This is a genomic window from Pseudomonas helleri (genome assembly GCF_045830615.1).
GTDB classification, from domain to species: Bacteria; Pseudomonadota; Gammaproteobacteria; order Pseudomonadales; family Pseudomonadaceae; genus Aquipseudomonas; species Aquipseudomonas helleri.
The window spans coordinates 4,418,367-4,444,124 of the sequence record NZ_CP174501.1; the positions used below are offsets into that span (position 1 = coordinate 4,418,367).

The 25,758-nt window shown below is 58.5% G+C and carries 22 protein-coding genes; 8 read left to right on the plus strand and 14 right to left on the minus strand.

Features of this window, described 5'->3' with window-relative positions; all coding sequences use genetic code 11:
- Positions 1-14 precede the first annotated feature (14 nt).
- The 4 genes from ACJJU9_RS19950 to ACJJU9_RS19965 form a co-directional block, all read right to left on the minus strand.
- Complete coding sequence (locus tag ACJJU9_RS19950; protein WP_048368183.1) at positions 15-485, minus strand: VUT family protein; 471 nt, start codon at positions 483-485, stop codon at positions 15-17.
- Positions 486-613: 128 nt separating this feature from the next.
- A complete protein-coding gene (locus ACJJU9_RS19955; RefSeq protein ID WP_123749687.1) occupies positions 614-823 on the minus strand; it encodes a DUF1289 domain-containing protein in 210 nt (69 codons plus the stop codon).
- A complete protein-coding gene (locus ACJJU9_RS19960) occupies positions 816-1,343 on the minus strand; it encodes a gamma carbonic anhydrase family protein (RefSeq protein WP_048389723.1) in 528 nt (175 codons plus the stop codon). The genes ACJJU9_RS19955 and ACJJU9_RS19960 overlap by 8 nt, the downstream gene beginning before the upstream one ends.
- 41 nt (positions 1,344-1,384) lie before the next feature.
- On the minus strand, positions 1,385-1,987 hold the full coding sequence (locus ACJJU9_RS19965) for a CoA pyrophosphatase (RefSeq protein WP_048368187.1): 603 nt from the start codon (positions 1,985-1,987) through the stop codon (positions 1,385-1,387).
- Positions 1,988-2,132: 145 nt separating this feature from the next.
- Here ACJJU9_RS19965 and ACJJU9_RS19970 point away from each other — a divergent pair, with 145 nt between their 5' ends.
- Complete coding sequence (locus ACJJU9_RS19970; protein WP_048368188.1) at positions 2,133-2,690, plus strand: NUDIX hydrolase; 558 nt, start codon at positions 2,133-2,135, stop codon at positions 2,688-2,690.
- Between the two features lie 35 nt (positions 2,691-2,725).
- A complete protein-coding gene (locus ACJJU9_RS19975; RefSeq protein WP_153328816.1) occupies positions 2,726-3,292 on the plus strand; it encodes a murein L,D-transpeptidase family protein in 567 nt (188 codons plus the stop codon).
- A 75-nt stretch (positions 3,293-3,367) separates the two neighbouring features.
- Here the strand turns inward: ACJJU9_RS19975 and ACJJU9_RS19980 are convergent, their stop codons facing one another.
- Positions 3,368-3,679, minus strand: coding sequence for an NGG1p interacting factor NIF3 (locus ACJJU9_RS19980; protein ID WP_407729366.1), 312 nt, complete (start codon positions 3,677-3,679; stop codon positions 3,368-3,370).
- Between the two features lie 3 nt (positions 3,680-3,682).
- On the minus strand, positions 3,683-7,579 hold the full coding sequence (purL, locus tag ACJJU9_RS19985) for a phosphoribosylformylglycinamidine synthase (RefSeq protein ID WP_407731018.1): 3,897 nt from the start codon (positions 7,577-7,579) through the stop codon (positions 3,683-3,685).
- A 284-nt stretch (positions 7,580-7,863) separates the two neighbouring features.
- Between purL and mltF the strand changes: the two genes are divergently transcribed.
- Positions 7,864-9,321 carry a membrane-bound lytic murein transglycosylase MltF gene (gene mltF, locus ACJJU9_RS19990; protein ID WP_048368192.1) on the plus strand — a complete coding sequence of 486 codons (1,458 nt, stop codon included), beginning with the start codon at positions 7,864-7,866 and terminating at the stop codon, positions 9,319-9,321.
- A gap of 113 nt (positions 9,322-9,434) precedes the next feature.
- Here mltF and pdxJ read toward each other — a convergent pair whose 3' ends face one another.
- From pdxJ to lptF, 8 genes are all read right to left on the minus strand, one after another.
- Positions 9,435-10,178, minus strand: a complete 744-nt coding sequence (gene pdxJ, locus ACJJU9_RS19995) for a pyridoxine 5'-phosphate synthase (RefSeq protein WP_407729367.1) — start codon at positions 10,176-10,178, stop codon at positions 9,435-9,437.
- A 50-nt stretch (positions 10,179-10,228) separates the two neighbouring features.
- The gene (gene recO, locus ACJJU9_RS20000; RefSeq protein ID WP_048389731.1) at positions 10,229-10,918 is read right to left on the minus strand and encodes a DNA repair protein RecO; all 690 of its coding nucleotides are present in this window, start codon (positions 10,916-10,918) and stop codon (positions 10,229-10,231) included.
- Positions 10,919-11,095: 177 nt separating this feature from the next.
- On the minus strand, positions 11,096-11,998 hold the full coding sequence (era, locus tag ACJJU9_RS20005) for a GTPase Era (protein WP_048368196.1): 903 nt from the start codon (positions 11,996-11,998) through the stop codon (positions 11,096-11,098).
- A complete protein-coding gene (rnc, locus tag ACJJU9_RS20010) occupies positions 11,991-12,680 on the minus strand; it encodes a ribonuclease III (RefSeq protein ID WP_048368198.1) in 690 nt (229 codons plus the stop codon). Before rnc ends, era begins: the two co-directional genes overlap by 8 nt.
- A gap of 260 nt (positions 12,681-12,940) precedes the next feature.
- Complete coding sequence (gene lepB / locus ACJJU9_RS20015) at positions 12,941-13,795, minus strand: signal peptidase I (RefSeq protein WP_407729368.1); 855 nt, start codon at positions 13,793-13,795, stop codon at positions 12,941-12,943.
- A gap of 5 nt (positions 13,796-13,800) precedes the next feature.
- Positions 13,801-15,600 (minus strand): translation elongation factor 4, encoded by a 1,800-nt coding sequence (gene lepA, locus ACJJU9_RS20020; protein ID WP_048368201.1) that lies wholly within the window; start codon positions 15,598-15,600, stop codon positions 13,801-13,803.
- 145 nt (positions 15,601-15,745) lie between these two features.
- Complete coding sequence (lptG, locus tag ACJJU9_RS20025) at positions 15,746-16,807, minus strand: LPS export ABC transporter permease LptG (protein WP_123749679.1); 1,062 nt, start codon at positions 16,805-16,807, stop codon at positions 15,746-15,748.
- Entirely contained in the window at positions 16,800-17,918 is a 1,119-nt protein-coding gene (gene lptF / locus ACJJU9_RS20030; protein ID WP_048368203.1) for an LPS export ABC transporter permease LptF, read from the minus strand. Before lptF ends, lptG begins: the two co-directional genes overlap by 8 nt.
- Before the next feature lie 319 nt (positions 17,919-18,237).
- Between lptF and ACJJU9_RS20035 the strand changes: the two genes are divergently transcribed.
- From ACJJU9_RS20035 to rlmF, 5 genes are all read left to right on the plus strand, one after another.
- Entirely contained in the window at positions 18,238-19,728 is a 1,491-nt protein-coding gene (locus tag ACJJU9_RS20035; protein ID WP_407729369.1) for a leucyl aminopeptidase, read from the plus strand.
- 83 nt (positions 19,729-19,811) lie between these two features.
- Positions 19,812-20,240 carry a DNA polymerase III subunit chi gene (locus tag ACJJU9_RS20040; protein WP_048389811.1) on the plus strand — a complete coding sequence of 143 codons (429 nt, stop codon included), beginning with the start codon at positions 19,812-19,814 and terminating at the stop codon, positions 20,238-20,240.
- Between the two features lie 7 nt (positions 20,241-20,247).
- Entirely contained in the window at positions 20,248-20,655 is a 408-nt protein-coding gene (locus ACJJU9_RS20045; protein ID WP_153373933.1) for a DNA polymerase III subunit chi, read from the plus strand.
- 1,003 nt (positions 20,656-21,658) lie between these two features.
- Positions 21,659-24,505, plus strand: coding sequence for a valine--tRNA ligase (locus tag ACJJU9_RS20050; protein WP_048389763.1), 2,847 nt, complete (start codon positions 21,659-21,661; stop codon positions 24,503-24,505).
- A gap of 98 nt (positions 24,506-24,603) precedes the next feature.
- Positions 24,604-25,620 (plus strand): 23S rRNA (adenine(1618)-N(6))-methyltransferase RlmF, encoded by a 1,017-nt coding sequence (rlmF, locus tag ACJJU9_RS20055; RefSeq protein WP_123750133.1) that lies wholly within the window; start codon positions 24,604-24,606, stop codon positions 25,618-25,620.
- The last annotated feature ends 138 nt before the right edge of the window (positions 25,621-25,758 follow it).

The window sequence follows — 25,758 nt, forward strand, 5'->3', positions numbered from 1 at the left end:
CATGATCCAGCGTGTCAGGCTTTAGCTTGGTTGGCTTTGCGCAACCGCCAGGCCATGGCCAGCCAGACACAGGTCACACCGGCAAATTTTGAAGCCATCGCGGTGATGATCACGCCGGGGGTAAAGGCGTCGATCATGCCGAAGAAGATAAAGGTATCAATCGGGATGCTCAGCGCCGAGCTGATCCACAGACGGTCATGCAGCGGGCGCTTGGTGATGCTGAACACCAGCCAGTCTATGCATTCGGACACCGCAAAGGCGGTGGCACTGGCCAGGGCAATCGAGGGATCGGAGGTGATATAGGACAACACCAGCGCGACCAGCATGGCTATCAACGCGCCATGACCGAAGCGCGTTTGCACCATGTCGCGCAGCACAAAGACCAGCCCACCCCAGGCTGACCAGATGATGTCCAGGTGCGGCGCCGAGGAGAACGCGTAGTTGATCAGCACAACGCTGGCGATGTAAGCGATTAGAAACAGCATGGTTGCGGGTGGCACCTCAAATTAAGGCGCACAGGGTACTTGAGTCATGCATTTTTTTGTAGGAGCGAGCTTGCCTCGCGATCTTTTAGACGATCAAAAGATCGCGAGGCAAGCTCGCTCCTACACGTTCAGGATTGGTTGCCCAACACCCACATCACGCCGCTGGATTTGGCCCGTTCATGACACAAGGCCAGCACTTCGCGGCGCTCGGGGTTAGTCATGCGGCTCCAACGGGTGATTTCGGCCACGGTGCGCTGGCAGCCGGTGCAGATGTCATCGTCGTCCAGTGCGCAAATGCTCACGCACGGCGAGGCGACCGGGCGCTCGGCATCACTCATCGTCTTGCACCGCCAGGTCGCGGGCATAGCGCTGGCCGTTTTTCACATAGCTGGCCGCGCTGGCTTCGAGCATTTTTTTCTGTTCTTCGGTCAGCTCACGCACCACTTTGCCCGGCGAGCCCATGACCAGCGAACCGTCCGGGATCTCCTTGCCCTCGCCGATCAGCGAGTTAGCGCCGATGATGCAATGTTTGCCGATTTTGGCGCCGTTGAGGATGACCGCATTAATACCGATCAGGCTGTAATCGCCCACGGTGCAGCCATGCAACATGGCGTTATGGCCAATGGTCACGCCAGTGCCCAAGGTCAGCGGGTAGCCCATGTCAGTGTGCATCACCGCGCCGTCCTGCACGTTGCTGTGCTTGCCGATCAGGATCAGTTCGTTATCGCCGCGCAACACAGCGTTAAACCAGACACTGGCGCCCTCTTCCAGGCGGACCTTGCCGATCAGGGTGGCATTGGGGGCCGCCCAACTGTCGGGATGTGTGTCGACGCAGGAATCGCCCAAGCGATATTTCATACTGATGTCCTCAAGGCAGGCGTGGCTGTCTGCAGACAGCTCTATACATTGATAAAACGTTCAGGCGGGGTGTGCAGGCTGATGTTGACGTCGTCGTACAGCAGGTTCATCAACTCAACGATCATGATCGCCGACAGGCCCCAGATCTTGTAAACACCAAAACGGTAACTGGGCACATACCAACTGCGCCCCTGGTAATCGATACGGTGGGTGTGCTCGCGCGGATCCTGGCGGAAAAAATCCAGCGGCACGCTGAACACCGCCGCAATCTCGGCATCGTTGGCCAGATACTCGACGTAGTCCGGGACCAGCCCCACATAAGGCGTGACACGGATACCGTGCAGTGAGACCAAAGGGCTGAGAGGCCCGACGACCTCGACCAGCCCCGGCGGCAAACCGATTTCTTCTTCGGCTTCACGCAGAGCAGTAAACACCAGGTCCGGGTCTTCGGGGTCGCGGCGCCCACCCGGAAAAGCCACTTCACCGCCGTGAGTCGACAACCCGCTGGCACGCAGGGTCAATATCAGTTCAGGCTTGTCACTGCGCGTCACCGGCAACAGTACCGCGGCCTCCGGAAAGCTGCGGTCTGTTTCCAGCGTCCGTGGGGTGTAGCGACTCATACGGCTAAGTAGCTCATCCAGCATAGGTCATCTCGATCCGTCACTTATCGGGCATCATGCACCAAATTGCCCAAGGCACCCAAGCCCCAGACTGTCGCAGGGCACAAAGTGGGGCTTGCCGTAAATTCGTCTCAGCCCCAAGATAGGCGCCACAGCGCGAGAGCACAGCATGAAATTTTGCAGTCAGTGCGGCAACTCTGTCAGCCAACATATCCCGCAGGGCGATTCGCGCCTGCGTTATGTCTGCGACCACTGCCACACGATTCATTACCAGAACCCGAATATCGTCGCCGGCTGCCTGCCCACCTGGGGCACGCAAGTGCTGCTGTGCCGTCGCGCCATCGAACCGCGCAAAGGCTTCTGGACCCTGCCCGCAGGCTTTATGGAAAACGGTGAAACAGTCGAACAGGCGGCCCGCCGGGAAACCCTCGAAGAAGCGTGCGCCCAGGTTCAGCAGTTGGCGATCTACACGTTGATTGATGTACCCCACATTAATCAGGTGCATATTTTCTACCGCGCCCAATTGCAAAGCCCCGACTTTGCCGCCGGTGAAGAAAGCCTCGAAGTGCGGCTGTTTGATGAGGCCGATATCCCTTGGTCCGAGTTAGCTTTCCGCACTGTGAGCCGTACCCTAGAATGCTTTTTTTCTGATCGCCCGACACAGGCTTACCCTGTGCGCAGCGAGGCGGTACCGCCGCTGCCAGAGTTGATAACACCCCCACAATAATGATGTTCGCCTTGTACCTCAGGAATACCTCCCTAATGCGCTGGTTGCTTGCTGCACTTTGCCTGTCGTTTGCCGTTACTTGCCAAGCCGCTGTAGTCATGACTATCAACGGTAAGCCCGTCGACAAAGAACAGGTGCTTAAACCACCCCAAGCGTCACAACGGGCCAGTGCCAGCAAATCGGTCGACAAGATCCTGGTGATCAAGTCAGCGCGCAGGCTCGAGCTGATCAGCGATGGAAAAGTGATCAGAAGCTATCGCATCTCATTGGGCAAACAGCCTAAAGGGCCAAAATTACAGGAAGGCGACAAGCGCACCCCCGAAGGGCTGTACTGGGTGGATTGGCGCAAGCGCAGCGACAAGTTCAACCTGGCCATGCACATCAATTACCCCAACATCAGCGATGCCGCCAAGGCTCGGCGTGAAGGGGTGAATCCGGGGTCGATGATCATGATTCATGGCACGCCAGACTCTGAAGAAAACCCCGAAGAGCTGTTTCACACGCTGGACTGGACCGATGGCTGCATCGCCATGAAAAACTACGAAATGCGTGAAGTCTGGAGCATGGTCAAAGACGGCACGATGGTTGAGATACGCCCTTAACCTGCAAAAACGCCGCGCACTAAAAAGCCCGCTGCCCCCCATAAGGGCCAGCGGGCTTTTTACTGCAGCGCCGGGTTAGATATCAGCCAGACGCCACACCTCGTATGCAGGCGTTTCATACGGGTGGCTGTGTTTGAGCGCAGCCACCACGGCATGAATCAACTCATCTGCAACGACCAGCTCAACTTTCCATTCGCCGACATACTCGACCTGACCGGTTTGCCCGATAAACGGCTGACTGCCGTCCAGCGCACGAAACTGGCCCTGCCCCATGGTCTGCCAGGCGCAGTGGTCATAGCTGCCGATGCGACCGCCACCGGCGGCGAATACGGCATCTTTGACCCCATCAACATGGCTTGGCGGAACGAAAAAGCTGAGCTTGTACATGCCTTAGTCGACCCAGACGCGAGCGTTACGGAACATGCGCAACCATGGCGCATCTTCGTTCCACTCTTCAGGACGCCACGAGTTCTGCACGGCGCGGAACACACGCTCAGGGTGCGGCATCATGATCGTCACACGGCCATCACGGCTGGTGAGGCCGGTAATGCCGCGCGGCGAGCCGTTCGGGTTGGCCGGGTAGTTCTCGGTGACCTTGCCGTGGTTGTCGACGAAACGCAGGGCAACGGTGCCCGACAGATCGGCTTGCAACAACGCTTCAGGGCTGGCGAACTCTGCGTGGCCCTCACCGTGAGCGATGGCGATTGGCATGCGCGAACCGGCCATGCCCTGCAGGAAGATCGAGTTCGACTCTTGCACTTGAACCATGGCAACACGGGCTTCGAACTGCTCGGAGCGGTTACGCACAAAGTGCGGCCACAACTCGCTGCCCGGAATCAGTTCGCTGAGGTTGGACATCATCTGGCAACCGTTGCACACACCCAGGCTGAAGCTGTCGGTACGCTCGAAGAAGCCCTGGAACGCATCACGTGCGCGGGCGTTGAACAAGGCCGACTTGGCCCAGCCTTCACCGGCACCCAGTACGTCGCCGTAAGAGAAACCACCGCACGCTACCAGACCCTTGAACTCGTTCAGGTCGACACGGCCGGCCAGAATGTCGCTCATGTGCACGTCGATCGCGTTGAAACCGGCACGGTCAAATGCCGCTGCCATTTCAACCTGACCGTTAACGCCCTGCTCACGCAGAACGGCAACTTGTGGGCGAATGCCTTTTTTGATGTACGGCGCGCTGATGTTGGCGTTGACGTCAAAGCTCAACTGAGCGGTCAGGCCCGGGTTGTCTTCTTCCAGCAGCACGTCGAATTCTTGCTGTGCGCAGTCTGCGTTGTCACGCATACGCTGGATCTGGAAGCTGGTTTCAGCCCACTGGCGCTGCAACTCGCCTCGCTGACCAACAAACACTTTGTCACCGTGGAAGCTGATGGTGACTTCGCTGTTGTTCAGCGGCTGACCAATCACGTCCACGCATTCACCCAGACCCGCCGCGCTGAACTGTGCGAGCACGTCAGCGGTAGCGTCCTGGCGAACCTGGATCACGGCACCCAGCTCTTCGTTGAACAGCACGGCCGGCAATTGACCAACGCTGTCGGCCAGGCAATCGAGGATCAGGTTCAGACCGCAGTGACCGGCAAAGGCCATTTCCATCACGGTGGTCAGCAAACCACCGTCGGAACGGTCGTGGTAAGCCAGCAGGTGGCCATCAGCGTTCAGGCCTTGAATCACGGCGAAGAAGGCCTTGAGGTCTTCTGCGTCGTCAACGTCCGGGGCTTGTTTACCAAGCTTGCCGTAGGTCTGGGCCAGGATCGAAGCGCCCATACGGTTTTGGCCACGGCCCAGGTCGATCAGGATCAGATCGGTCAGGCCTTTGTCCATGCGCAGTTCTGGGGTCAGGGTGCGGCGAACATCGAGCACCGGTGCGAAACCGGTGACGATCAACGACAGCGGCGAGGTCACGCTCTTGTCGGTGCCTTCATCGTTCCAGCGGGTTTGCATCGACATCGAGTCTTTGCCCACCGGAATGGTGATGCCCAGCTCAGGGCACAGTTCCATGCCGACCGCTTTCACGGTGTCGTACAGACGTGCGTCTTCGCCTGGGTGGCCCGCCGCCGACATCCAGTTAGCGGACAGTTTTATGTCAGAGATTTTGCCAATTCGCGAGGCCGCGATGTTGGTCAGGGTTTCACCGATGGCCATGCGGCCCGATGCCGGAGCATCCAGCAGTGCCAGCGGCGTCCGCTCGCCCATGGCCATGGCTTCACCGGTGTACACGTCAAAGCTGGTCGCGGTAACGGCAACGTCTGCCACCGGCACCTGCCACGGGCCGACCATTTGATCACGGGCAACCAGGCCGGTGATGGTACGGTCGCCGATGGTGATCAGGAAGCTCTTGCTGGCGACTGCCGGGTGGTGCAGAACGCGCTCGATACACTCGCCCACGTTAAGCGCTGCTGGATCGAAGTCATCGCCCAACTCGGCTTCACGCACCACCGAACGGTGCATGCGTGGCGCCTTGCCCAGCAACACTTCCAGTGGCATGTCCACCGGGCTGTTGCCGAAATGGCTGTCGGTGACGGTCAGTTGTGGCTCGGCAGTAGCCTCGCCCACCACGGCAAACGGGCAACGCTCACGCTCGCAGATCGCCTGGAAGCGCTCGAAGTCTTCAGCGCTGACTGCCAGAACGTAACGCTCTTGGGATTCGTTACTCCAGATTTCGTGCGGGGCCATGCCCGGCTCGTCGTTTGGAATGTTGCGCAGTTCGAAACGGCCACCACGGTCGCCGTCGTTGACCAGCTCAGGGAAGGCGTTGGACAGACCGCCCGCACCCACGTCGTGGATGAAGCTGATCGGGTTTTTGTCACCCAGTTGCCAGCAACGGTCGATCACTTCCTGGCAGCGGCGTTCCATTTCCGGGTTTTCGCGCTGTACCGAAGCGAAGTCCAGGTCGGCCGAGCTTGCGCCGGTAGCCATGGACGAGGCAGCACCGCCGCCCAGGCCGATCAACATGGCCGGGCCACCCAGCACGATCAGCTTGGCGCCAACGGTAATTTCGGCTTTTTGTACGTGTTCGGCGCGGATGTTGCCCATGCCGCCCGCCAACATGATGGGCTTGTGGTAACCGCGCACTTCATCACCGTGCGGGGTGGTGATGGACTGCTCGAAGGTACGGAAGTAACCGGTCAGAGCCGGACGGCCGAACTCGTTGTTGAACGCCGCGCCACCCAGCGGGCCTTCAATCATGATGTCCAGCGCCGTCACGATGCGCTCTGGCTTGCCGTACGGCACTTCCCATGGCTGGGTAAAGCCCGGGATTTGCAGGTTGGACACGGTAAAGCCGGTCAGGCCTGCCTTTGGCTTGGCGCCACGGCCGGTTGCACCTTCGTCACGAATTTCGCCACCGGAACCGGTCGCAGCACCCGGGAACGGGGCAATGGCGGTTGGGTGGTTGTGCGTTTCAACCTTCATCAGGATGTGCACAGGCTCCTGCACCGCGCCGTACTGACGGGTTTCAGGGTTCGGGAAGAAACGCCCGCCTACGCTACCGACGATCACCGATGCGTTGTCTTTATAAGCCGACATAACGCCTTCGCTGTGCATCACGTAGGTGTTTTTAATCATGCCAAACAGGCTTTTTTCCTGGCTTTGGCCGTCGATGTCCCAGCTGGCGTTGAAGATCTTGTGGCGGCAATGCTCGGAGTTCGCCTGGGCAAACATCATCAGTTCGATGTCGTGCGGGTTGCGGCCCAGACCATTGAACGCATTGACCAGGTAGTCGATTTCGTCTTCGGCCAGCGCCAGGCCCAACTCGACGTTGGCTTTTTCCAGCGCGGCGCGACCACCACCCAGCACATCAATGGCGGTCAGCGGCTTTGGCTCGGCATGGCTGAACAGACCGGCGGCCTGCTCCAGGTCGCCCAGTACGATTTGGGTCATGCGGTCATGCAGAACCGATGCAATCAGCTCGGCATCGGCGTCGCTGAACTGGCCAGCCACATAAAAAGCAATACCGCGTTCCAGGCGCTGGATTTTCGCCAGGCCACAGTTACGGGCAATATCGCTGGCCTTGCTCGACCAAGGAGAAATGGTGCCAAACCGCGGCAACACCAAAAACAGTCGGCCATTTGGCTCTTGGACCGGCACGCTTGGGCCGTACTTCAGGAGACGAGCCAGTACCTGCTGTTCATCGCTGGTCAGATCACCGGTGACATCGGCAAAGTGGGCGAACTCAGCATACAAACCACTGACAGCCGGAACCTTTAGGCTCAGTTGTGCAAGGAGTTTGCTGTGGCGAAAGGCAGAAAGGGCAGGAGCGCCGCGCAGGATCAACATCTTCGGGACAGCCTCGGAGGGGTGTGCTTTGAGGCCCGGCATTCTAGCCTAAACCTTCGGTCACGGCACCCGAAACGGCACACTAGACGTACGCCAAACGTCGTTAATCGACCAAATCCTTATTCTTTATGGCTATCAGCGTGTAAACAGATGGTCGGTAATGATCTTTAGACCTCGTTCCAACCCCCATTCCACAGGGGTTACAGCGTTTTGGGCGGCTGTTATCAGAATGCCCACAGATTGTCGAGATATGGCACCCGTGCTGCTTTGCGTATACTGCGCGCATGTTTTCTCTAACTGCATTCCGCCAGCGTGGGGCCAAGTGGCTGCTCGTAACCGGACTCTTCCTGATGCTCGGTGCCTGCGTTGAAAAACCCAGCACCCTTGAGCGCGTAAAGGAGGATGGGGTACTGCGGGTGATCACCCGTAACAGCCCGGCCACCTATTTTGAAGATCGCAACGGCGAAACCGGCTTTGAATACGAGTTGGTCAAACGCTTTGCCGACGACCTAGGCGTCAAGCTGGAAATCGAAACGGCTGACAACCTCGACGACCTTTTCAACAAGCTGGGCCAACCTGACGGCCCGGTTTTAGCTGCTGCCGGTCTGGTCAGCAGCGATAATCGCCTCGCACAAGCCAAGTTTTCTCACCCGTACCTCGAAGTCACGCCGCAGATCATTTACCGCAACGGGCAATCACGCCCTACCACGGCGGCCGATCTGGTCGGCAAGCGCATTACCGTACTCAAGGGCAGTTCCCACGCCGAACAGCTCGCCGAACTTAAGAAGCAATATCCCGGCATCGAATATGACGAGTCCGACGCCGTTGAAGTCGTCGACTTGCTGCGCATGGTCGATGAAGGGCAGATCGACCTGACCCTGGTCGATTCCAACGAAATGGCCATGAACCAGGTGTATTTCCCTAACGTACGCGTAGCCTTTGATTTGGGCGATGCCCGCAGTCAGCGCTGGGCCGTGGTCGCAGGCGAAGACAACAGCCTGCTCAACGAGATCAACACTTACCTGGACAAGGTCGAGAAAAACGGCACCCTGCAGCGCCTTAAAGACCGCTACTACGGGCACGTTGATGTATTGGGCTATGTGGGCGCCTACACCTTTGCCCAGCACTTGCAACAGCGCTTGCCCAAGTACGAAGTGTTCTTCAAAGATGCCGCGAAAAAAGAGCAGATTGACTGGCGCCTGCTGGCAGCCATGGGCTATCAGGAATCCTTGTGGCAAGCCGCCGTAACCTCTAAAACCGGGGTTCGCGGTCTGATGATGCTGACCCAGAACACCGCGCAGGCCATGGGCGTATCCAACCGGCTGGACCCCAAGCAAAGCATTATGGGGGGCGCCAAGTACCTGGCTTACATCAAGGACCAACTGGACAGTGATATCGCCGAGCCAGACCGTACCTGGTTTGCACTGGCGGCCTACAACGTGGGCACCGGGCATCTGGATGACGCACGCAAACTGGCGGCCAAAGAAGGCCTGAACCCGAACAAGTGGCTGGACGTGAAGAAAATCCTGCCTCGCCTTGCGCAGAAGCAGTGGTACAGCAAAACCAAATATGGCTACGCCCGTGGCGGCGAGCCTGTGCACTTCGTGGCCAACATCCGTCGTTACTACGACATCCTCACCTGGGCCACACAGCCACAGCTTGAAGGCGACCAAGTGGCCGACGGCAAACTGCACATCCCCGGCATCGACAAGACCAAGCCCAAAGAAGAACCGCAGCTGTAACGCACGCTATCGCGTAGGGCCAGATCACACTGTAGGAGCGAGCTTGCCTCGCGATCTTTTCAAAGGTCAAAAGATCGCGAGGCAAGCTCGCTCCTACAGGTTTTGAATATGTCTTAGGCTTTTGAGGCCGCGAGAATCAAGGCTTTCATCTCGGAAACGGCCGATTTGAAGCCGACGAACAGTGCATGGGCAACCAATGCATGGCCAATGTTCAGTTCGTTGATGCCCATGATCGCCGCCACGGCTTCAACGTTGTGGTAGTGCAGACCATGGCCGGCGTTCACAATCAGCCCCTGCCCCAGGCCAAAGGCCACGCCATCAGCCACGCGTTGCAGTTCTTCAGCCACGTCAGTCGGGGTCTGGGCATCGGCATAACGACCGGTATGCAGCTCAATGGCGGGAGCGCCCACACGGCGCGACGCCTCGATCTGGCGCTCGTCCGCATCAATGAACAGCGAAACTTCACTGCCAATCTTGCTCAAACGCTCAACCGCAGCCTTGATCCGCGCTTCTTGCCCGGCAACGTCCAGACCGCCTTCGGTGGTCAGTTCTTGACGGGTTTCAGGGACGAGGCAGATATGCGCCGGACGAATGCGCTCGGCAAACGCCATCATCTCTTCGGTCACGCCCATTTCGAAGTTCATGCGCGTTTGCAGCACATCCTTGAGCAGCAAGACATCGCGCTCTTGAATGTGGCGACGGTCTTCACGCAGATGCACGGTGATGCCGTCGGCACCCGCCTCTTCCGCGTCCAGAGCCGCTTTGACCGGGTCCGGGTAACGCGTGCCTCGCGCCTGACGCAGCGTAGCTACGTGGTCGATGTTCACGCCAAGAAGAATGCGATTGCTTGTGGTCACGAGGGCTCTCCTGAAGAGTTGAAGATTCGGCGCACAGCATACCGGTCTATTCAGGGCTTGCGAAACAACTCACGACTGGCCAAGGGCTTACCGGCCAAATGAACGGCCAACGCCTGACGCATCAGGCGCTTGGCCGCCGACAAGGCGCCCGTTGCAGTCCAGTCGGCTTGCGCCATGGCCAGCAACTCAACGCCGTTGAACAACCCCGGCTGCAACAACCAGACACGCTCAAGCCCGGCATCCACTTGCAGGCGATACAGGCCATCGGCCTCGATTGCACCGCCGTGGATGTCTTCGGTCAACGAAAAGCTGTAACCCAGGTCGTCCAGCAGCCGCCATTCGAACGCCCGCAGCAAAGGCTCCAACGGTCGCCCTTCGGCCAGGGCCAGCAAGGTAGCAGCGTAGTGATCGAACACTGCGGGGTGCGGGTCTTCGGCAGGCAGCAGACGCACCAGCAGTTCATTGAGATAGAGCCCGCTGAACAGGGCTTCGCCATTGAGCCAGGTCGAAACGCCAGCGCTTTCCATACGTCCGACATTCTTCAGCTCGCCGCGACCATGGAACTCGATTTCCAGCGGCACAAACGGCCGGGCCAGCGTGCCCGCCTTGCCCCGCGCATTACGCAGCACGGCACGCAGACGACCTTGCGGCGTGATGAAATCCACCAGCGCACTGGTTTCACGGTAAGGACGACTGTGCAGGACGTAAGCGAGTTGAGGGACGATGGATTTGCTGGACATTGCACAAGGATCTCAAAAGATCAAAAACGCCCTCACCCTGACCCTCTCCCGGAGGGAGAGGGAACCGACCGAGTCGATGAGGGATTCAACAAAGCACTTACAGAGTGAAGCACATTGCCGACATCCCCCGATCAGCCCCCTCTCCCTCCGGGAGAGGGTTGGGGTGAGGGCTGTTTGTTACTGGTCGCCATAGCCCAGCGAACGCAGGGCGCGTTCGTCGTCGGACCAGCCGCCTTTAACCTTGACCCACAGGTTGAGCATGACTTTGGAGTCGAACAGCAGCTCCATGTCTTTACGCGCTTCAGTGCCGATGCGCTTGATGCGCTCGCCTTTGTCGCCAATGATGATTTTTTTCTGACCGTCACGCTCAACCAGAATCAAGGCATGAATGTGCAAGGTCTTGCCCTGCTGCTTGAATTCTTCGATCTCAACGGTGATCTGGTACGGCAGCTCTGCACCCAACTGGCGCATGATCTTTTCACGAACCAGCTCAGCGGCAAGGAAGCGGCTGCTGCGGTCGGTGATCTGGTCTTCCGGGAAGAAGTGGTCGTTTTCCGGCAGGTGATCAGCAATCACACGCTCAAGAGCATCGAGGTTGTGGCCGTTTTGAGCCGAAATCGGCACGATCTGGGCATTCGGCAATTGCTCCTGAAGCCAGGTCAGGTGCGGCATCAATTCCGTTTTGTCTTCGATGCGGTCAGTCTTGTTCAACGCCACAATCAACGGGCCGGTCACAAACTGGACGCGCTCAAGAACCATTTGGTCTTCTTCAGTCCACTTGGTGCGATCCACCACGAAGATCACCACGTCGACGTCTTTCAACGCAGCCGACGCAGTTTTGTTCATGTAGCGGTTCAGGGCTTTTTCGCCGCCCTTGTGCATGCCCGGCGTGTCAACGTAGATGGCTTGAATATCGCCTTCGGTCTTGATGCCCAGCATGTTGTGACGGGTGGTCTGAGGCTTGCGCGAGGTGATCGCCAGCTTTTGACCGAGGATGTGGTTCAGCAGTGTGGATTTACCCACGTTTGGTCGACCAACGATGGCGACATAGCCACAGCGAGTTGCAGTTGAATCAGTCATGGCCATTCTCCACGCCAAGGGCAATCAGTGCTGCTGCGGCCGCTACCTGTTCGGCAATGCGACGGCTCACACCCTGACCTCGGCTTTTTTCATTCAATAGGGCAATTTCGCACTCAACAAAGAAAGTGCGGCAATGCGGTTCACCTTGAATATCCACCACTTCGTAGCGTGGCAGTTCACAGGCGCGCGACTGCAAGTACTCTTGCAGGCGTGTTTTGGGATCTTTATTGGTGTCGACCAGGGTCAGGGTCTCGAACTCGCCAGCCAGCCAGGCCAATACGCGATCACGGGCGGTTTCCATACCCGCGTCGAGGTAGATGGCGCCAATCAGCGCTTCAAGGGCATCTGCCAGGATCGACTCGCGACGAAAACCGCCGCTTTTCAGTTCGCCCGAACCCAGACGCAGGTACTCGCCCAACTCAAAACCGCGCGCCAGTACGGCCAGGGTTTCGCCTTTGACCAAACGCGCACGCAGGCGCGACAGCTGCCCTTCACGGGCCAGCGGGAAGCGATCAAACAACGCTTCACCGGCGACAAAGTTGAGGATTGCATCGCCCAGGAACTCAAGACGCTCGTTATTGCGCCCCGCGAAACTGCGGTGTGTCAGGGCCAGGATCATCAGCTCCTGGTCTTTGAAGGTGTAGCCGAGCTGACGCTCTAAACGATTTAAAGAAAAACTCACGATTTACCCACGCTGAGTTCGTGGCCGAATGTCACCACCGGACCGATATTAGGGATCAGTGATGCTCGTTTATCGCATAGCAAATGGACAGGGAACTGGCTGTTCGCCGCCGTCACACTTAACGCTTTGTTCAAATCCACATCCTGAATACTGTTGACCGCCCTGCCAGAGACGGCAGACGGTCGTAAGAACCGTCAGGCGCCCGATTTATCAGGACGCCTGAAAAGCATTCGGCGCTGTTATTAACAGCGCCGTCTTGGCTACTTGATCAGCCCCACCCGCGAGAAGTTCGGCAGATGGCTCATCTTGGGTTCCGGCCAACTCATCCAAACAGCGAAGGCCTTGCCGACAATGTTCTGGTCGGGAACCATGCCCAGCTCATCTTTGGGAATGTTCGGATCATCCCAGTAACGGCTGTCGTTCGAATTGTCGCGGTTGTCGCCCATCATGAAGTAGTGCCCGGCCGGAACCGTCCACTCGTTATCAGGTGGCGCGCGATAGCGGCTCATTTCCTTGCGGATCATGTGCTCGACTTCGCCCAGCTTCTCTTTGTACAGCTCGGCACTGCCCAAAGTGCCCGGCTCGGTACCCACCAGTTGCTCGGCAACCAGTTGGCCATTGACGTACAAATGCTTGTCGCTGGTGTAGCGAACGGTGTCGCCCGGCAGGCCCACTACACGCTTGATGTAGTTGACCGACGGATCGCTTGGGTAGCGAAACACCATCACATCCCCGCGCTGCGGATCACCCACTTCGATGATTTTCTTGTCGATCACCGGCAAGCGGATCCCGTAAGAAAATTTGTTCACCAAAATGAAGTCGCCCACATCCAGTGTCGGCTTCATCGAGCCCGACGGAATCTGGAACGGCTCAACCAGAAACGAACGCAGCACCAGCACGATGAACAACACCGGGAAGAACGACTTGCCGTACTCGACCAGCAACGGTTCCTTGTTGAGCTTCTCGATGACCTGCATATCAGCCGGCTGAACAGTGGCCTGATAGTTGGCAATGGCCTTGCGCCGGCGAGGTGCCAGGAAGACCAGATCGAGCAGCGCCAGCAAACCGCAGACGGCGACAGCAATAACCAGCAACAGCGGGAAATTTAGTGACATAGGACCTAGCTATCCAACCTGAGCACCGCAAGGAAGGCTTCTTGTGGAATTTCCACGTTACCCACTTGCTTCATGCGTTTTTTACCGGCCTTTTGCTTTTCCAACAGCTTGCGCTTACGGCTAACGTCACCACCGTAGCATTTGGCCAGTACGTTCTTTCTGAGAGCCTTGACAGTGGTTCGCGCCACAATCTGCCCGCCAATCGCGGCCTGGATTGCAACATCGAACATCTGACGCGGAATCAGTTCTTTCATTTTTTCGGTTAGCGCACGCCCTTTGTAGTGGGCGTTGTCACGGTGAACGATCAATGCCAGGGCATCGACTTTTTCGCCGTTGATCAATACATCCAGCTTCACCAGATTAGCCGACTGGTAACGGTCGAAATGGTAATCGAGCGAAGCATAGCCGCGACTGGTGGATTTGAGACGGTCGAAGAAGTCCAGAACCACTTCGTTCATCGGCAAATCGTAGGTCACTTGTACCTGAGTACCCAGGAACAACATGTCGTGTTGAACGCCACGTTTTTCGATACACAGGGTTATGACGTTGCCCAGGTGCTCTTGAGGCACAAGAATGTTGGCACGCACGATTGGCTCGCGCATGTCCTCGATGGCAGACAAGTCTGGCAGCTTGGACGGGTTATCGACGTAAATCGTTTCGCCGTTCTTGAGCAGCAGCTCGAAAATTACCGTCGGCGCCGTGGTAATCAGGTCCAGGTCGTATTCGCGCTCCAGGCGCTCCTGAATGATTTCCATGTGCAGCATGCCCAGGAAGCCGCAACGGAAGCCGAAGCCCAGTGCGTCAGAGCTTTCTGGCGTGTATTGCAGCGACGAGTCGTTGAGCGTCAGCTTCTGCAACGCATCACGGAAGTCTTCGAAGTCATCGGAGCTGACCGGGAACAGGCCCGCGTACACCTGCGGCTGAATGCGTTTGAAACCTGGCAGCACTTCAACATCAGGGGTTGTACTCAGGGTCAGGGTGTCACCTACCGGCGCACCGTGAATGTCCTTGATACCGGCGATGATGAAGCCCACTTCACCGGCCTTGAGGTCGGCAGTGGCAGTGTGTTTCGGGTTGAACACACCGACGCTGTCCACCAGGTGGACCTTGCCGGTGGATTTAACCAGGATTTTGTCACCCTTCTTCACGCGGCCGTGGCGCACGCGTACCAGGGACACAACACCCAGGTAGTTGTCGAACCAGGAGTCGATGATCAACGCTTGCAGCGGATCTTCGATATTGCCGGTAGGCGCAGGAATGGTGTGCACCAGGCGCTCAAGCACTTCGTCGACGCCCAGGCCGGTTTTGGCACTGCAGGTCACGGCGTCAGTGGCATCGATGCCGATGATTTTTTCGATTTCTTCTTTCACGCGGTCAGGATCGGCCTGCGGCAGGTCGATCTTGTTCAAGACCGGCATCACCTCAAGACCCTGCTCGATAGCGGTGTAGCAGTTGGCAACGGACTGGGCTTCTACGCCCTGACCCGCGTCGACAACCAGCAACGCACCTTCACAGGCCGCCAGAGACCGGCTGACTTCGTAGGTGAAGTCAACGTGGCCCGGGGTGTCAATGAAGTTCAGCTGATAGGTAATGCCGTCTTTGGCCGTGTAGTACAGGGTAACGCTGTGGGCCTTGATGGTAATCCCACGCTCACGCTCCAGGTCCATGGAGTCCAGTACCTGGGCTTCCATTTCGCGGGCAGTCAGACCACCGCACATCTGAATGAAACGATCGGCCAGCGTCGACTTGCCATGGTCAATGTGGGCGATGATGGAGAAATTGCGGATATGACTCAAATCACTCACGGGTCAACACTCAAAAAAAGTCGCAGGCAGACTGCCCGCCGAAAAATAGCCGGGAATTGTACCTGATCCCTGAGCCAAGCGTCACGTTCACAAAAAAGCCCCTATCAAGTGATAGAGGCTTTTTGATCAACCCAAGGGGTATTGATCAACCGGCCCTGCGCAACAACCAGAAACCGGCCAGCGCACAGATACCGGCTGGCAACAGCACCGCGAACAGCGGCGAGAAGCCAAACACCAGGCTGGCTGGCCCCAGCAGGTCTTGCGCAATCTTGAACGCAAAGCCGATCAATACACCGGTAAACACGCGCTGCCCCAAAGTAACAGAACGCAGAGGACCGAAGATGAAAGAAATGGCCATCAATACCAGCGCAGCCGTGACAAATGGCTGCAATACCTTGACCCAAAACGCCAGCCAGTAACGGCCGTTGTTCAGACCCTGGTCTTTCAAATAGTGGATATAGCCCCACAACCCGGAAATCGACAGCGCATCCGGGGCCATGACCACGGTATTAAGCAGCTCGGGGCTCAGGGAAACGTCCCAGCGCTCTTCAGGCGTGTTAACGACTTCAGTGTTGCGCTCGTGGAAGACCGTAGTCGCCACATCACTCAGTTCCCAGTGGTCCTGCGTGAAGTTGGCTTTTTTGGCGAAACTGGCAGACAGCAGGTGGTGTTCTTTATCGAAACGATAACGTGTCACCCCCAGCAGCATGCCATCGGGCTGAACCGCGTTGATGTGGATGAACTCATCCCCCTCGCGGTGCCACATACCATGCTTGGAGCTTTGGGCATCACCGCTGCCCTGGGCCAGAGCCCTGTTGGCCTGGGCCACCGACTCGGTCGCGGGTGCCAGGTACTCGCCAATCAGAATACCGGCCAGCATCAACACCAGCATCGGCTTCATGACCGCCCAGACAATGCGACCGGTGGACACACCCGCCGCCCGCATGATGGTCAGCTCGCTGTTGCTCGCCAGGCTGCCCAGGCCAATCAGGCAGCCGATCAGGGCCGCCACCGGCAGCATGTCGTAAAGACGACGCGGCGCTGTCAGCATCACAAAGCTGAAAACATCGGCCATGGTGTAAGAGCTGGAGAGGTTCTTGACCTCATCAATGAAGGCAAACAGCGACGCCAGGCCGACGATGATCCCCGACACCGCGAGGATCGCCAGCAACACGCTTTTACCAATGTAGCGATCGAGCTTAACCATGAGCCAGCTCCTTCGCGCTGCGACGAGTCGCCAATTTCAAGCGCAACGGCTCCCAATAGAACAACAACAGACCAATGATCAAGAACAGACCGTGCACCCACCACAAGCCCAGCGTGGGTGAAATATTGCCTTTTTCGAGGGCGCCACGGACCAGAATCAAGGCGGTCACGTAGCCCATATAGAGAAGGATGGCTGGCAACAGCTTGAGGAAGCGGCCCTGGCGCGGGTTGACTCGTGACAGCGGAACAGCAATGAGGGTCACGATAAAGACCAGCAGCGGCATGGAAATACGCCACTGCAACTCAGCAATCGCCTTTACGTCAGGGTTGCCGATAAGGCTGCTGGTAGGCATCGCATCGCGGTCGGTGACTTCATTGCTGACATCAGGCTTGGGAAGCAATACGCCATAGGTGTCGTATTTGATGGCGCGGTAATCCGCCAAGCCAGGGTTGCCGTCATAACGATAGCCGTCATCTAGAATCAACCAGCGGCTGCCATCCGGGCGCACTTCCTGGCGGCCCTTTTGCGCGACCAAAATGGAAATACTGCGATCCTTGGCGTCCTGACCGAGGTTCTTCTGGGTGATAAACACGCCCCCCAGATTCGTCCGGTCATTGGTCAGCTGTTCGGTGTAGGTCACCCGGGAGCCATCGTTCAGGGTCTGAAAGCGGCCCGGTTCCAGGGTATCGAACTCGGTCAGGGCATCTTGTTTGTTGAGCAGCAATTGAAACTGCGTAGCGCCCTGAGGCGCCAGGCTCAAGCTCAACCAGGCAACGATCAGCGCCACGATAGTGGCCGGCACCATGCTGATGGCCAACAGACGTTGCTGGCTCATGCCGGTGGCCGACAGGACCGTCATCTCGCTTTCGAGGTACATGCGCCCGTAAGCCAGAAGAAAGCCCAGAAACAGGCCCAGCGGCAAGATCAGTTGCAAGAAGCCGGGCAAGCGAACGCCCATGATCAAGAACAGCGAGCTGGGGTCCATGGCGCCCGAGGCAGCCTGGGCCAGGTATTTAATGAAGCGACCGCTCATGATGATGACCAGCAGCACAGCGCTGACAGCGCTCAATGTAAGCAGGACTTCGCGGGATAGATAACGGAAGACGATCAAACCAGACACTCCAGGGGTCGTCAGGCTAAGGCGGCCAAACAAGCGGCATAGCGAATCGACACTAGCTCATGTAGATGAGCCTAGTCGTTTAAAAAGATGGCGCATTATCCTGTGAATGGCCGCGCCTGTCACTGCGCATGCTCAGCCAAGGCTTTAAAGCGCTGATTTGGCAGCATTCGAGGGTTGTCAGGCGCGGCCGACGAGGTTCAAACTGCCTGCCTTGACGCCCGCCTGAAGCACAGGTGAAGCGCTGTATCTTTCAAGCACGCGAACCGCACCGTTTGTGCGCACGTTGACCATTTGATTCAGGGACCCGGACATGGAACTGGTTGTAAAAAGCGTCAGCCCAGAAACGTTGAAAACGGCCACTCTCGTGGTCGCCATCAGCGAAGGCCGCAAACTCGGCCCTACCGCTAAAGCCATCGACGAACTCACCGGTGGCGCCATCAGCGCCGTGGTAAAGCGTGGCGACATCGCCGGCAAAACCGGCCAGAGCCTGTTGCTTCACAGCCTGCCAAACCTCAAGGCCGAGCGCGTATTGCTGCTGGGCACAGGCAAAGACGAAGCACTGGGCGACCGCCCTTTTCGCAAAATCATCAGCGGCGCGCTGAGCGTCCTTAAAGGCCTGGGCGGCAGCGACGCGGTGTTCGCACTCGACGAACTGGTGGTCAAGGGCCGTGACAGCTACAGCAAAACTCGCCTGCTGGCCGAAACCCTGCTCGACGGCGAATACACCTTCGACCGCTTCAAAAGCCAGAAAGCCGAACCCCGCGCCCTGAAAAAAATCACCCTGCTGACCATCAAGGCCGCACAGGCTGAAGTGCAGCGCGCAGTCACCCACGCGCAGGCCATTGCCAGCGGCATGTCGTTCACCCGCGACCTGGGCAACCTGCCACCGAACATTTGCCACCCGATTTTCCTGGCCGAACAAGCCAAGGACCTGGGCAAAGAATTCAAGGGCCTGAAAGTCGAGATCCTTGACGAGAAAAAAATCAAGGATCTGGGCATGGGCGCGTTCTATGCGGTCGGACAGGGCAGCGACCAGCCGCCACGCCTGATCGTGATGAACTACGCAGGCGGCAAAAAATCCGAGAAGCCTTTTGTGCTGGTCGGCAAAGGCATCACGTTCGACACCGGCGGCATCAGCCTCAAGCCGGGTGCGGGCATGGACGAAATGAAGTACGACATGGGCGGCGCTGCCAGCGTGTTCGGTACCCTGCGTGCCGTGCTTGAGCTGAAACTGCCGATCAACCTGGTGTGCATCCTGGCCTGCGCCGAAAACATGCCAAGCGGCGGCGCTGCACGTCCGGGCGACATCGTGACGACCATGAGCGGCCAGACCGTTGAAATCCTAAACACCGACGCCGAAGGCCGTCTGGTGCTGTGCGACGCCCTGACCTACGCCGAACGCTTCAAGCCGCAAGCGGTGATCGATATCGCCACCCTGACCGGCGCGTGCATGGTGGCCTTGGGTGCTCACACCTCGGGCCTGATGGGCAACAGCGACGAACTGATCGGCCAATTGCTGGAAGCCGGCAAACAAGCCGACGACCGCGCCTGGCAACTGCCGCTGTTCGACGAATACCAAGAGCAACTGGACAGCCCGTTTGCCGACATGGCCAACATTGGCGGCCCTAAAGGCGGCGCCATCACCGCGGGCTGCTTCCTGTCGCGCTTTGCCAAGGCCTACCACTGGGCTCACCTGGACATCGCTGGCACCGCATGGGTCAGCGGCGGCAAGGACAAAGGCGCCAGCGGCCGCCCTGTGCCTTTGCTGACGCAATACCTGCTGGATCGCGCCAACGCTTGAAGCTGACAATCGACGGTTGCGCCGCCTGATGGCGGCGCAACCCCGATTCAGGAACCGCAATGACCTCAGAACCCGATACAGAGCTGACCAAGGTCGACTTTTATATCCTGCCCAGCGCCGAACCTTCAGCGCGGCTGGACTTTGCCTGCAAACTCACTGAAAAAGCCTGGCGCCTCGGCCACCGGGTGTACCTGCATTGCAGCGATAGCGCTCAACGTCAGGACCTGGACGAGCGTCTGTGGCGCTTCAAGGGCGAAAGCTTCGTACCCCACAGCAACACCGAAGACCAACCTGACGGCACGATTGTCATGGGCCTCAGCGAAGCCCCCGCCAGCCATCAGGATTTATTGATCAACCTGGACCTCAAAGTCCCTGAATTCTTCAAACGTTTCGCCCGCGTCGCTGAAGTCGTGGTCGAAGACCCCGCAGTTCGCCTGGCTGCACGGGAGAGTTTTCGCTTCTACCGTGAACACGGCTATCCTCTGCAAGACCACAAGCTACAACGACTCTGAGCACACGATGGACACCTCCAATTCGCCGAAAAAAGCTGCACACCTGCTCGACGATCTTGAATCCATTCGCCAGTTGCTGGGCGATGACGGTTTGCAACCGCCGCTGCTGACGGAAATGGTCGGTCATGGCGGCGAGCAAATTCCGTTGCTGTCGGATGTCATCGACGACACGGTCGCCCCCGAGCCAGACCCGGAGCCTGAATCGGCGCAAATACCGTTGGTCGGCATCGCTGAGGCCCCCAAGGCCGAAAAAGCCCCGGACGCATTGCTCGTGCACCTGGACAAAGAACTGCGCACGGCGGCGCAGGCGATCATGCACGAGGTCATCAACGACTTCGCCCCGCACATCGAAACCGAAATCAAACGCCGCCTCGATGCGCACATGGAGCGCCTGTTGGCGCAACATCAGAACTGACGGCACACGCAAATCCCGCAGGAGTGGCCGCCCCGTCTTCGACGCCGCGCTGTCGCGCAGCAAACAGGCCACCGAATATCTTCAGCATCCCCCAATCAGTTCCCTCTCCTTAGGGAGAGGGCTAGGGTGAGGGTGAGGGGGCTCTTGACTTGAGTACATATCCGTTGCTGCGGCAACGGCCACTTAGGGTTCCGGCCTTACGCCGCGTCACTTTGCAAAAGCGGCAAAGTAACCAAAACGCTTTTGCCCCTACCCCTCGGTGCCTCGCTTTGGCTCGGCATGCCCTCACCACAGGCCTTGCTCCGTAGGCCCGCCGCGATCGGCCATCCATGGCCGTGTCGCGGCTAACCCGGCGTCCTGCCGGGTTACCCACTGCGCAAAACCTGCGTTCGGCCAGCGTGGTTTAATGGGGCCTTTTAGATCAAGATCAAAAGCAAGATCTAAATCAAAAGATCGCGAGCAAGCTCGCTCCTACAGGGCCTTTAGAATCAATCACTTATTTTGTGTTTGATAGGAGCTGCCGCCCCGTCTTCGACGCCGCGCTGTCGCGCAGCAAACAGGCCACCAAGTATCTTCAGCATCCCCCAATCAGTCCCCTCTCCCTCCGGGAGAGGGCTAGGGTGAGGGGCTTTTTGCTTTTATGTACATATCCGTTGCTGCGGTAACGGCCCCTTAGGGTTCCGGCCTTACGCCGTGCCACTTTGAAAAGCGCAAAGTGGCCAAACGCTTTTTGCCCCAACCCCTCGGTGCCTAGCTGTGGCTCGGCATGCCCTCACCACAGGCCTTACTCCGTGGGCCCTCTGCGCAAAACCTGCGTTCGGACAGCGTGGTTTAACGGGGCTTCTTAGATCAAGATCTAAAGCCAGATCAAGATCAACAGATCGCGAGGCAAGCTCGCTCCTACGTAGTTTCGCCCTCATGCAGCGCACACCTCGCCCTCAGCGTCCCGCCCCGCTATACTTGCCGGCTTTCCTGAATTAATGCCAATAGGGTCCCGCCGCGCATGGATAAGACCTACCAGCCGCACGCCATTGAAACTTCCTGGTACAAAACCTGGGAAGAAGAGAATTATTTTGCCCCGCAAGGCGCGGGCGACCCGTACACCATCATGATCCCGCCGCCGAACGTCACCGGCAGCCTGCACATGGGTCACGGTTTTAATAACGCGATCATGGACGCCCTTATCCGTTTCCGCCGTATGCAAGGTCGCAACACCTTGTGGCAGCCGGGCACCGACCACGCGGGTATCGCAACCCAGATGCTGGTTGAGCGTCAGATCGAAGCACAAGGTCTGAACCGCCACGACCTGGGCCGCGAGAAGTTCCTGGAAAAAGTCTGGGAATGGAAAGATCAGTCTGGTGGCAACATCAGCCGTCAGATCCGTCGCCTGGGCTCGTCCGTAGACTGGAGCCGCGAGCGTTTCACCATGGACGACGGCCTGTCAGAAGCGGTGAAAGAAGCCTTTGTACGCTTGCACGAAGACGGCCTGATCTATCGCGGCAAGCGCCTGGTTAACTGGGACACCAAGCTGCACACGGCGATCTCCGACCTTGAAGTGGAAAACCACGACGAGAAAGGCTTCCTGTGGAACCTGCGCTACCCGCTGGCTGACGGCGCCAAGACCGCAGAAGGCCTGGACTACCTGGTCGTCGCCACTACCCGCCCGGAAACCATGCTCGGTGACTCGGCTGTTGCGGTAAACCCGGAAGACGAACGCTATAAAGCCCTGATCGGTAAATTCGTTGAGCTGCCCCTGGTTGGGCGCCGCATACCGATCATCGCCGACGACTACTGCGATCCAGAGTTCGGCACCGGCTGCGTGAAAATCACCCCGGCCCACGACTTCAACGACTATGAAGTCGGCAAGCGCCACAACCTGCCGCTGCTGAACATCTTCGACAAAAACGCAGCCGTTCTGCCTGCCGTTCAAGTGTTCAACCTCGACGGCACGCTGAACGACTCCATCGACGGCACCCTGCCAGCCAAATACGTTGGCCTGGACCGTTTCGAGGCGCGTAAGCAAATCGTTGCCGACTTCGACGAAGCCGGCCTGCTGGTCAGCGTCGACGACCACGCCCTGAAAGTGCCGAAAGGCGACCGCTCGGGCACCGTGATCGAACCGTGGCTGACCGACCAGTGGTATGTATCGACCAAGCCATTGGCAGAACCTGCTATCGCCGCGGTTGAAGACGGGCGCATCGCGTTCGTGCCTAAACAGTACGAAAACATGTACTTCTCTTGGATGCGTGACATCCAGGACTGGTGCATCAGCCGTCAGCTGTGGTGGGGCCACCGGATCCCGGCCTGGTACGACGAGTCGGGCAAAGTCTACGTAGGCCGCGACGAAGCCGAAGTGCGTGCCAAGCACAACCTCGGCCCGGACGTTGCGCTGCAACAGGACAACGACGTACTCGACACTTGGTTCAGTTCGGGCCTGTGGACGTTCTCCACCCTGGGCTGGCCTGAGCAGACCGATTTCCTGAAAACCTTCCACCCGACCGACGTGCTGGTCACCGGCTTCGACATCATTTTCTTCTGGGTTGCCCGGATGATCATGCTCACCATGCATTTGGTGAAGAACGAAGACGGCACCCCGCAAGTTCCGTTCAAGACCGTGTATGTACACGGCCTGGTCCGTGACGGTCAGGGCCAGAAGATGTCCAAGTCCAAAGGCAACGTACTGGACCCGCTGGACATCATCGACGGTATCGCTCTCGAAGACCTGGTGGCCAAGCGCACCACCGGCCTGATGCAGCCAAAACTGCTGAAGAAGATCGAGAAGCAGACCCGTGACGAGTTCGCTGACGGCATCGCCAGCTACGGTACCGACGCCCTGCGCTTCACGTTCTGCTCGCTGGCCTCCACCGGTCGCGACATCAAGTTCGACATGGGCCGCGTTGAAGGCTATCGCAACTTCTGCAACAAGATCTGGAACGCCGCACGTTACGTGCTGGACAAGGGCGAAGACTGCGGCCAGAACGGCGAAGCCTACGAACTGTCGCTGGCTGACCGCTGGATCATCTCGCAGTTGCAGCGCACCGAAGCCGAAGTGACCCGTCACCTCGACCAGTTCCGTTTCGACCTGGCCGCACAAGCCTTGTACGAGTTCATCTGGAACCAGTATTGCGACTGGTACCTAGAACTCTCCAAGCCTGTGCTGTGGGACGAAAACGCCCCGGTTGAGCGTCAGCGCGGCACTCGCCGTACGCTGGTTCGGGTTCTGGAAGTGGCCTTGCGTCTGGCGCACCCGTTCATGCCGTTCATCACGGAAGAAATCTGGCAGCGCATCGCGCCGCTGGCGGGCGCGCAAGGCAAAACCATCATGCTGCAACCTTGGCCAGTGGCCAACGAAGCTCGCATCGACCAGGCTGCCGAAGACGACATCGAATGGCTCAAGGGCTTGATGCTCGGCACGCGTAACATCCGTGGCGAAATGAACATCGGCCCGGGCAAACCGCTACAGCTGTACCTGAAAAACGTCAGCAGTGAAGACCAGCGCCGTTTGACCGAGAACGACGCCTTGCTGAAAAAGCTGGCTAAACTCGAGTCGATCACCGTACTGCAAGACGGTGCCGAAGCGCCTCTGTCTGCCACCGCGTTGGTGGGCGAGATGGAAGTGCTGGTGCCGATGGCCGGCCTGATCGACAAAGATGCCGAGCTGGCGCGCCTGGACAAAGAAATCCAGCGCTTGCACGGCGAAGTGGCCCGCGTTGGCGGAAAACTGTCGAATGCGGCCTTCGTTGACAAGGCTCCGGCCGAAGTCATTGACAAGGAACGCGCCAAATTGGCCGAGGCTGAACAAGCCTTGAGCAAGTTGGCGGACCAGCACGCGCGGATTTCCAGCCTGTAACAGCGCTGCGCACCTGATCGCGGGCAAGGACGCTCCCGCAGGGTTAACCCCTGCCGGGGCGGCCTTGCCCGCGATTGCTTTTGTGGAACCCAATGAACATGACCACCCCACGCACCTCCAAAGCCACACGCCACAAGCCCAAGGCTACGGGTGAGAACAAACCGGCTGCACCTCGGGTAAAGCCCAGCCTGCACCCGCGCAACCGCCACCAGGGCCACTACGACTTTGCGCAACTGATCAAGATCTGCCCGGAACTGGGCGCGTTTGTGATCATCAACCCGTACGGCAAAGAGAGCATCGACTTCGCCAACCCGAGCGCAGTGCGGGTGTTCAACCGTGCGTTGCTCAAGTCCTTCTACGGCATTGCCCACTGGGACATTCCCGCTGACTACCTGTGCCCTCCGGTGCCGGGCCGCGCCGATTACGTGCACTTTCTCGCGGACTTGCTGGCCAGCGTCAACGATGGCCAGATCCCGCAGGGCGCCAATGTGCGCGTACTGGACATCGGCACCGGCGCCAACTGCGTCTACCCGCTGATCGGCCACTGCGAATATCGCTGGCAGTTCCTCGGCACCGACGTTGATGCCACGGCGGTCAAGACCGCCAAGGCGATTGTGCAGTCCAACAGCCTGAACAAAGCCATCAGCCTGCGCCTGCAGCCAGATCCGCAGAAGATCCTGCTGGACCTTCTGGACAGCAACGAGCGTTTCGACCTGACCATGTGCAACCCGCCGTTCCACGCCTCGCTGGACGAAGCCACGCGTGGCAGCGAGCGTAAATGGCGAGCACTGGGCAAGGCAGACCCCAAGCGCAAACTGCCAGTGCTGAACTTTGGTGGCCAGGCTGCTGAATTGTGGTGCGAAGGTGGCGAGCAACGCTTTGTGACCCAACTGATCCGCGAAAGCGTGCACGTGGGCCGTCAGGTGCTGTGGTTCAGCGTGCTGGTGTCCAAGGCTTCGAACCTGCCAGCGGTTCAGACCGCGCTGAAAAAAGCCGGCGCGCGTGAAAGCCAGGTGGTTGAAATGTCCCAAGGCAACAAGCAAAGCCGCTTTGTAGCCTGGACCTTCCACGACAAAGACCAGCAGCAAGTGTGGCGCGAGAAGAACTGGAAGTAAGCCTTTCCCCACTGTAGGAGCGAGCTTGCCTCGCGATCTTTTGATCTTCTAAAAGATCGCGAGGCAAGCTCGCTCCTACACAGGATTTTCGCCCATAAAAAAACCGCGCTTGGGATCACTCCCAAGCGCGGTTTTTTA

Bases quoted from the DNA above. Each gene is read 5' to 3' on its own strand.
- ACJJU9_RS19950 (WP_048368183.1), bottom strand. From the start codon at position 485: ATGCTGTTTCTAATCGCTTACATCGCCAGCGTTGTGCTGATCAACTAC.
- ACJJU9_RS19955 (WP_123749687.1), bottom strand. From the start codon at position 823: ATGAGTGATGCCGAGCGCCCGGTCGCCTCGCCGTGCGTGAGCATTTGC.
- ACJJU9_RS19960 (WP_048389723.1), bottom strand. From the start codon at position 1,343: ATGAAATATCGCTTGGGCGATTCCTGCGTCGACACACATCCCGACAGT.
- ACJJU9_RS19965 (WP_048368187.1), bottom strand. From the start codon at position 1,987: ATGCTGGATGAGCTACTTAGCCGTATGAGTCGCTACACCCCACGGACG.
- ACJJU9_RS19970 (WP_048368188.1), top strand. From the start codon at position 2,133: ATGAAATTTTGCAGTCAGTGCGGCAACTCTGTCAGCCAACATATCCCG.
- ACJJU9_RS19975 (WP_153328816.1), top strand. From the start codon at position 2,726: ATGCGCTGGTTGCTTGCTGCACTTTGCCTGTCGTTTGCCGTTACTTGC.
- ACJJU9_RS19980 (WP_407729366.1), bottom strand. From the start codon at position 3,679: ATGTACAAGCTCAGCTTTTTCGTTCCGCCAAGCCATGTTGATGGGGTC.
- purL (WP_407731018.1), bottom strand. From the start codon at position 7,579: ATGTTGATCCTGCGCGGCGCTCCTGCCCTTTCTGCCTTTCGCCACAGC.
- mltF (WP_048368192.1), top strand. From the start codon at position 7,864: ATGTTTTCTCTAACTGCATTCCGCCAGCGTGGGGCCAAGTGGCTGCTC.
- recO (WP_048389731.1), bottom strand. From the start codon at position 10,918: ATGTCCAGCAAATCCATCGTCCCTCAACTCGCTTACGTCCTGCACAGT.
- era (WP_048368196.1), bottom strand. From the start codon at position 11,998: ATGACTGATTCAACTGCAACTCGCTGTGGCTATGTCGCCATCGTTGGT.
- lepB (WP_407729368.1), bottom strand. From the start codon at position 13,795: ATGTCACTAAATTTCCCGCTGTTGCTGGTTATTGCTGTCGCCGTCTGC.
- lptG (WP_123749679.1), bottom strand. From the start codon at position 16,807: ATGGTTAAGCTCGATCGCTACATTGGTAAAAGCGTGTTGCTGGCGATC.
- ACJJU9_RS20035 (WP_407729369.1), top strand. From the start codon at position 18,238: ATGGAACTGGTTGTAAAAAGCGTCAGCCCAGAAACGTTGAAAACGGCC.
- ACJJU9_RS20045 (WP_153373933.1), top strand. From the start codon at position 20,248: ATGGACACCTCCAATTCGCCGAAAAAAGCTGCACACCTGCTCGACGAT.
- ACJJU9_RS20050 (WP_048389763.1), top strand. From the start codon at position 21,659: ATGGATAAGACCTACCAGCCGCACGCCATTGAAACTTCCTGGTACAAA.
- rlmF (WP_123750133.1), top strand. From the start codon at position 24,604: ATGACCACCCCACGCACCTCCAAAGCCACACGCCACAAGCCCAAGGCT.